Origin of the sequence: Idiomarina aquatica, from assembly GCF_004362895.1 — a bacterium.
Taxonomy (GTDB): Bacteria; Pseudomonadota; Gammaproteobacteria; order Enterobacterales; family Alteromonadaceae; genus Idiomarina.
Window position 1 is genome coordinate 1 of the sequence record NZ_SNXI01000036.1, and the last position, 6,612, is coordinate 6,612.

A 6,612-nucleotide genomic window follows, 5' to 3' on the forward strand; every position below is an offset into this window, starting at 1 on the left:
AAAACTAGACCAATCCGATCACTTAGCGTAAAAAGAGGGTTATGAAAAAGAACGGCTAACAGGTGATCGGATAACTCCGGAATCGCTGTTCGGAATCACCGAAATACGCAACACCTTCGGTGACCTCTAAAACCAGCGACTTACGGGGTATTTCATACTCTTTTATTAACGCATCAATCCAGTCTTCAAAGTCCGACTTACGAAAGTGACGCGCGCTAATATTGACTGAGATGCTTAGGTGCTTTCCTTGTTTTTGCAGATCAGCTAATAGTTGGCAAACCCGCGTTAACATCCAGCGGTCAACGTCAACGATAAGGTCTGACTGCTCGGCTACGGGTATAAATTTCCCTGGTGAAATCATGCCGTCGCGGGAATGATTCCAACGCACCAAAGCTTCAGCACTTACAACTTCACCGGAGTGAAGACATTGTGATTGCAGGTGCAACTCAAGCTCGTCTTTACTAATCGCATGGCGTAATTGTTTTTCGATCTCGAACTGCTGTTGCACTTGCTGACTAAACTTAGCTTTGTAAAACTGGAAGCTATTGCCGCCTTTGTGTTTAGCCTGATGCATTGCAGTTTCTGCCGACCGAATGATACGTTCAGCCTCAATTTTGCTGTGCATAATCACATCGGTTTCTGGGTAAATTACGCAACCAATACTGGCCGATATCTTCAGCTCTTCACGCATTACATGAAACGGCTGCTCTGTTGTCGCTAATAACAACTGTCCCACGGCTTCCGCCTTATTTTTGGCCGCCTGAATGCTACTGGCATCTTCCGGTAATAACACCGCAAATGCATCGGCGCCCAAATGCGCCAGCGTATGCTCACGCCCTTTCAGTTCGTGCTTCAGCCGCTCTGCAAAACGCTTAATAAGTTCACTACCAAACTCATAGCCACGTGCGTCATTGATATGCTGTAAGCGATCCATATCAACCAACAGTAACGCACCATAATGTTTACCGTCATGAGCCGCCAAGACCTGCTGCATCAGTTCACTTAAATGGAAACGATTAGGCAGCGATGTCAGCGGTTCATAGTAAGCCAGAAAATGGAGCTTTTCCTCGTCAGCCTTACGCTCAGTAATATCTTCCTCGACACCAATAAAGTGCGTAATAAGATTATTTTCGTCTAATACCGGGGTAATCGTAGCCCAAACCACGTAATTGCTGCCGTCTTTGCGTTTATTCAACAATTCACCGCGCCATGTTTCACCCAATTTAAGCTTGTTCCATAACCTTTCGTAGGTTGTTTTAGCGGTTGCACCTGACTGCAAAATGCGTGGGTTCTGACCAATAAGCTCGTCCTTGCTGTAACCCGTGACGTCACTAAACGCCCGGTTTACGTACTCGATTTCACCCTCAATATTAGTGATTATGACACACTCGTTGCTTTGTTCGATGGCGGTATTAAGGTTCTTTAGATCGCTCAAGTATTGCGATCGATCGCGGGCTATTTGTTCTATAGTGCGCGCCATTTGCCCCAATTCATCGTTATCGGTTAGCGCAATATCGACGTCGCTATTAGTCAACCGAAGTTGTAAAACCCCCTGTTGTAATAGCTGCAATGGTCGCGCCAGTCGATGTTGCAAGTAAACTCTCAATAGCGACGCAAGAATAAACACCAATAGTAATTCACCCGCAAGCGCCCAGCGGCGCTGATAAATCGCGGCCTTCAGGCTGGTGTCATACTCATACGTCATTAGCAAGGTCCAGGTTGCAACCTCTTGAGTCTGATTCGCACGCCCAACCAAGGGTGTTTTGGAATAAAACCGGTCTAAATCAGGTTCATAGACCACTAATGAGAATTTACCCGCTGGTGAGCTGAATGCCTCAGGCAACTCTAACTGTGCATGCTCAATCAGCCGCCCGACTTCACTTTTAAGGTTACTGAATACTACCGAGCCCTGTTCATTAAATATCAACGCGCGGCTAACCCGGCGGTGCACTTCAAGCTCAGCAATAACCTCTTCTGCCAGTTCAGGATAGTCATAACGAATAATTCTATTCAGCGTAGCCTGCGAGGATAGATTAAGGGTTCTTAATTCGCGCTCTGCCAGGTTACGGTTTTCTAACTGCTGGTAATACAGCGTTAGCCAAACCAGAAAAACAAAGACCGCGACACTGACCGTAACAACCAGTAGCGTAATTCGGGTCGACAAACTGCGCCAAAAATTAACTCGTGCTTCAGCCATTAGTTTGCCCACCCCTTGTCACAATAATCCAAGGATTGGCGCTTAGTCAGGTGGCCGGTTTCTAATAAAAATTGTTGCACCGATTTCAGCGTTTCAGATAAGTTAAACTCTTCAGAGTCTGTAGCACCTACCAGCTCCAGATCCGCCAGCGCTAATACTAATTCTCGGCGTGATAAGCCCGTATTAACTGAAACAATACGAGTGACTTCAGGGGTTAGCGCTTTAAATTCGCTGACTGACGTTTGCCATAATTGCATTAATTTGGGTCGAATATGGCCGCCATGCCTGTCCCATACTGACTTTTTAATGACTAACAAGTCGACAATTTCGGCCGCAATCATGGAACTGTCGAATATAACCTCGCTGGGCATTCGTTCTAGCCTGCCAAGCACTGGATGGAAGGTTATGACGCCATCAACGGCCCCTGACTCAAAGAGTGAGGCGTGCATGTTTAGCGTGGCAACCGATGGCTGTATGGCTTTACCTTCAAACACCTCAAATTGCTTTGCCCGCTTTAACATATAGCCGCCTACGGCTGTTGCTTCATGCGCGATTCGTAATGGTTCAGGCTGCTCACGCCAGTCGGGGCGCATAATTAACCCATCACCACCCCGGGAGACATCGGTAACCATCGCCACACACAATTGCTCGTTAGTGCCTTGCTGATAGATTAATGCCTCGTCTAGAGTCAGAAAACCACCATCGAGTTGTCCTTCGGACATCAAACGTAATAGATTGGAAGTGGATGGCAACGAATGAATACTAAATTCAAGCTCGTTCACTGTTTGAGGGTTGAGCTCTTTCGCAACATAAAAAGGTTGATAACCGAGCCAATTGTTGCCGGCCAAGTTGACCGGCTCGTGCGGTGGCGAACAAGCAAGCAAAAACGCGCTGACAACCCAGATAAAGCCGCTTCTTAAGCAACTGTTAATGGATTTAGCAGCGCGTGACATAGTCAGCTGCTCCCTGCCAACCTAGAATGGTAAAGGGCCCCTGGAAACGTAAAGATCTCGTGTGTGTGTGACAAGTCGCTTTTCGAGCCATAAGAATAAAGTTTCAGTGAGTCCACGGTAACCAACCTCCCCCCCGAAAAACGCTAAATGACGTCACTTAAACCTTGTTTAGTAAAAATAGGTGGAAATGTGACGACAAATCTTTACAGTCGATAAGGTGTTATTAGCCACCTCTTTACCTAATGATAACATATTTTCGCGATCTGAAATCAAACCCAGATCCTTGTGATAGGATAAGCTTGTCATCAATTACGGACGAAAATCCATAAGGAACATAACATGTCATATTTGGCGTATATAAGTGACGAAAAGTTTGAAGAGCTCGTTGCGAGCATTCTGACGATAGGTCTTAACCGCAAACAGTCTGTTGAACAAGATTTCGAGAAAAACGTCATAGATCCATTTGCCACCATCTTTGATGCTGCAATATCAGGCTTTCACCATGAAACTTGGAAAGAGTCTGAAATGATTCGGCAATGCCAGAAGACCCTTACAAATCACATAGGTGCTTTACACCAAAAGGTATTAGGCAGTGTTGACGGATGGGAAGATCTATACGTTGGCGGCGAAGTTGATTTGAAATCAGATCAACATCAAGTCATCGCTGAAATTAAGAATAAGCATAACACCCTTACAGGGGGACGATTAGCCGATGAGTACCAGTCTCTATTGGATAAGGTGAGTAAAAAGTCCAGTACATATTATGGCTATACAGCTTACTTTGTGACCATAATTCCGAAAACACCTGAGCGTTTTAATGTCTCGTTCACACCCTCAGATAGAAGTACCGGCGCTAAAGTAGCAGCTCATGAGCATGTTAGAACAATTGACGGTGCAAGCTTTTATGAGCTCGTAACGGGACGTCCACATGCATTACAAGAGTTCTATCAAGCACTACCGGTTGTCATTGAACACCTTATGCAAACGAGATTTGGCGAGGAAACTTTCACGATTCCTGATAAAGACGCTTTCGCAGCATATTTTACAACGGCGTTTGGTTAGTCAAGCACTTAGGCAGGACGGCCGAATACTCATTTTTGAAGTATTCGGCACGATCAGCGTTTACCGATATTGAAAATATTTTAAATAACCATGATCAACGTTTGACGAAACTACTGTGTATATATATAGTAGTAACCATGATCAATGTTTACTGCTACCTAAGGACTCGTTATGAAAACATCAGGTAAAGACAAGGAATTCTTCACCATCGCTCAAGTCGCTGATATTCTTGGGCTTTCTAAAGAAACGTTGAGGCGATGGGAAGCATCAGGGAAGCTCATTCCAGAGCGTGATGAGGGTAACAACTATCGTCTGTATTCGCGTGAACAAATTGAAGCGTTTGAGCCAGCTCAACAGTTATTCAGCAGTAATTGGGGAGAGGAGCTACAAACTACCCCGCACAAAAGTTATTCATCTGTAGAGCTCTTTGCTGGAGCGGGGGGCTTGGCTCTCGGGTTTGAAGAAGCTGGCTTTAACACAGTCCTTCTTAATGAGCTCGACAAGCATGCCTGTGCGACTTTAAAGAAGAACAGACCAGAATGGAAAGTGGCGGAAGGCGACATCTCCAAAATCGATTTTACGCACCTACGCGATGAGATTGACGTTCTATCAGGAGGCTTTCCATGCCAAGCATTCTCTTATGCTGGAAAAAAAGCAGGCTTTGAAGATGCAAGAGGCACGTTGTTTTTTGAGTTCGCCAGAGCAGTTAAAGAAATAAATCCGAAGATTATTGTTGCTGAAAATGTAAGAGGGCTTCTTAAGCACGACGATGGGAAAACTCTTGAAACGATTAAGTCAATAATCGATGAGATCGGATATGATATTCTTGGATGTCGTGTGCTGAAGGCCGTATTTTATAAGGTGCCGCAAAAACGCGAACGCTTAATAATTGTCGCGGTTCGCAAAGATTTGAGCCAAGACTTGGATTTCCAATGGCCATCACCGTTTCACCGAATTTTGACCATGAAAGATGCGCTTAAAGAGGGTGAGCTGTATAGCAGTGATGTTCCACCTTCTGAGGGGCAGAAGTATCCTGCTTACAAGCAGGACGTACTTTCAATGGTTCCTCCTGGTGGTTACTGGCGTGATTTGCCAGTTGATGTGCAACGAGACTACATGAAAGGAAGCTTCCACTTAGGTGGTGGAAAGACAGGTATGGCTCGACGTCTCAGCTGGGATGAGCCTAGCCTAACCCTCACATGTGCTCCGGCTCAAAAGCAGACAGAGCGCTGTCATCCCGAGGAAACGAGACCTCTTACAGTCCGAGAGTACGCTCGTATTCAAACATTTCCAGATTCATGGGAGTTTGCTGGCCCTCTCACCGCCAAATACAAGCAGATTGGAAATGCGGTTCCCGTAAATCTTGCTGCTGCGGTCGGTAGGTCAGTAGTTAGACTCTTAAATCAAATTGAATCGGCAGATGAGCTCCCTATAGCCGTTGGTCAATAGATAATTGACACGGGTTAGCCCTAACTGTTCAACCTGACAGTTAGGGCTTTTGTGGTGCATGCTACAGGTCATTGCAAACGTGGCTCTTTGATCAACCCACTTGAGCGCTTAAATGGCTTTTCGTGGCCATTCTCGACTCAATCCTTTCTTTGATCTTCTCAAGGAAAACGGTCTCCTCATAAATACGGAGACGGCTTCCTACGGAGTTGCTTTCACAAAATTCCGTGTTCAAATCTTCAATATGACGTTGCAAATAAAAGATTTCTAACGCCAACTCCTCGGCAATACAATTTAACCCACTTTGACTGATGCTTTGCCTCATAAATCACCTCGCTTTTTATGCTAAGGCGATTTTGTGGTAACTCTTGGATTTAGTCAGGGGCCAGAAGTTGATCCACTGCTAGTCTTTATATAAATCAATAACTTCTGACGGGTCAAACTTGTGTAGTCGGAGCTGCTTGCCATTTTGAAGGTAGGATTCATGTTCGATAAGGTGTAGTCCTAGAACCAAGTCAGCTATTTGGTGTGCAGATTCAAGCCAGCCCCAGTCTCCAATCGCAGGCTTTACTCCTTCACTTAGCTGCCCCATTTCATTGCACCAACCCATTGATTGATGACTTTCAATAAGACCCCAAACCAAATGCAAGACGGGTCGGCCTTGTCTAAACAATCGCTTTAAGTGTCCTAATCGAACATCGGGGTCGGAGAGCTTCATTCCCTTTGATTCGTAAGCTGTAGCGACATGACTCAAAATTTCCGAAAACGTAATTTCTTTGTTTTCGGTTTGAGTGGTGTCGTTCATTCGATATACATGATAGGCATAAAAGCGATCTGTAAGCCTTTTAGTACCGCCTCCTAGCTTGATGAGATGGTCCCCTCCCTCCTAAACGGCATCGCAATGTGCCAATATAGAGGTTCAAGCTTCTATAGAAACAGAGTGGAGAGGACCAA

Annotated in this window: 5 protein-coding genes; 2 read left to right on the forward strand and 3 right to left on the reverse strand. The window is 45.4% G+C overall.

The annotated features are described in order from the left end of the window. Nucleotides 1-55: 55 nt before the first annotated feature. The gene (locus tag DEU29_RS13610) at nucleotides 56-2,197 is read right to left on the reverse strand and encodes a putative bifunctional diguanylate cyclase/phosphodiesterase (protein ID WP_133540910.1); all 2,142 of its coding nucleotides are present in this window, start codon (nucleotides 2,195-2,197) and stop codon (nucleotides 56-58) included. Further along, entirely contained in the window at nucleotides 2,197-3,150 is a 954-nt protein-coding gene (locus tag DEU29_RS13615) for a hypothetical protein (RefSeq protein ID WP_133540912.1), read from the reverse strand. Before DEU29_RS13615 ends, DEU29_RS13610 begins: the two co-directional genes overlap by 1 nt. Nucleotides 3,151-3,489: 339 nt before the next feature. Here DEU29_RS13615 and DEU29_RS13620 point away from each other — a divergent pair, with 339 nt between their 5' ends. Both DEU29_RS13620 and dcm read left to right on the forward strand, forming a co-directional pair. After that, a complete protein-coding gene (locus DEU29_RS13620) occupies nucleotides 3,490-4,212 on the forward strand; it encodes an Eco47II family restriction endonuclease (protein ID WP_133540914.1) in 723 nt (240 codons plus the stop codon). A gap of 171 nt (nucleotides 4,213-4,383) precedes the next feature. Further along, on the forward strand, nucleotides 4,384-5,661 hold the full coding sequence (gene dcm / locus DEU29_RS13625) for a DNA (cytosine-5-)-methyltransferase (protein ID WP_133540916.1): 1,278 nt from the start codon (nucleotides 4,384-4,386) through the stop codon (nucleotides 5,659-5,661). A gap of 400 nt (nucleotides 5,662-6,061) precedes the next feature. Here the strand turns inward: dcm and DEU29_RS13630 are convergent, their stop codons facing one another. Then, nucleotides 6,062-6,463: a hypothetical protein gene (locus tag DEU29_RS13630; protein WP_133540918.1), complete on the reverse strand. Its 402-nt coding sequence runs from the start codon at nucleotides 6,461-6,463 to the stop codon at nucleotides 6,062-6,064. Between the last annotated feature and the right edge of the window lie 149 nt (nucleotides 6,464-6,612).

What these genes read in the sequence shown, in the direction of transcription:
- DEU29_RS13615 (WP_133540912.1), bottom strand. Translation starts at nt 3,150, where the DNA reads ATGTCACGCGCTGCTAAATCCATTAACAGTTGCTTAAGAAGCGGCTTT.
- DEU29_RS13620 (WP_133540914.1), top strand. Translation starts at nt 3,490, where the DNA reads ATGTCATATTTGGCGTATATAAGTGACGAAAAGTTTGAAGAGCTCGTT.
- DEU29_RS13630 (WP_133540918.1), bottom strand. Translation starts at nt 6,463, where the DNA reads ATGAACGACACCACTCAAACCGAAAACAAAGAAATTACGTTTTCGGAA.
- DEU29_RS13610 (WP_133540910.1), bottom strand. Translation starts at nt 2,197, where the DNA reads ATGGCTGAAGCACGAGTTAATTTTTGGCGCAGTTTGTCGACCCGAATT.
- dcm (WP_133540916.1), top strand. Translation starts at nt 4,384, where the DNA reads ATGAAAACATCAGGTAAAGACAAGGAATTCTTCACCATCGCTCAAGTC.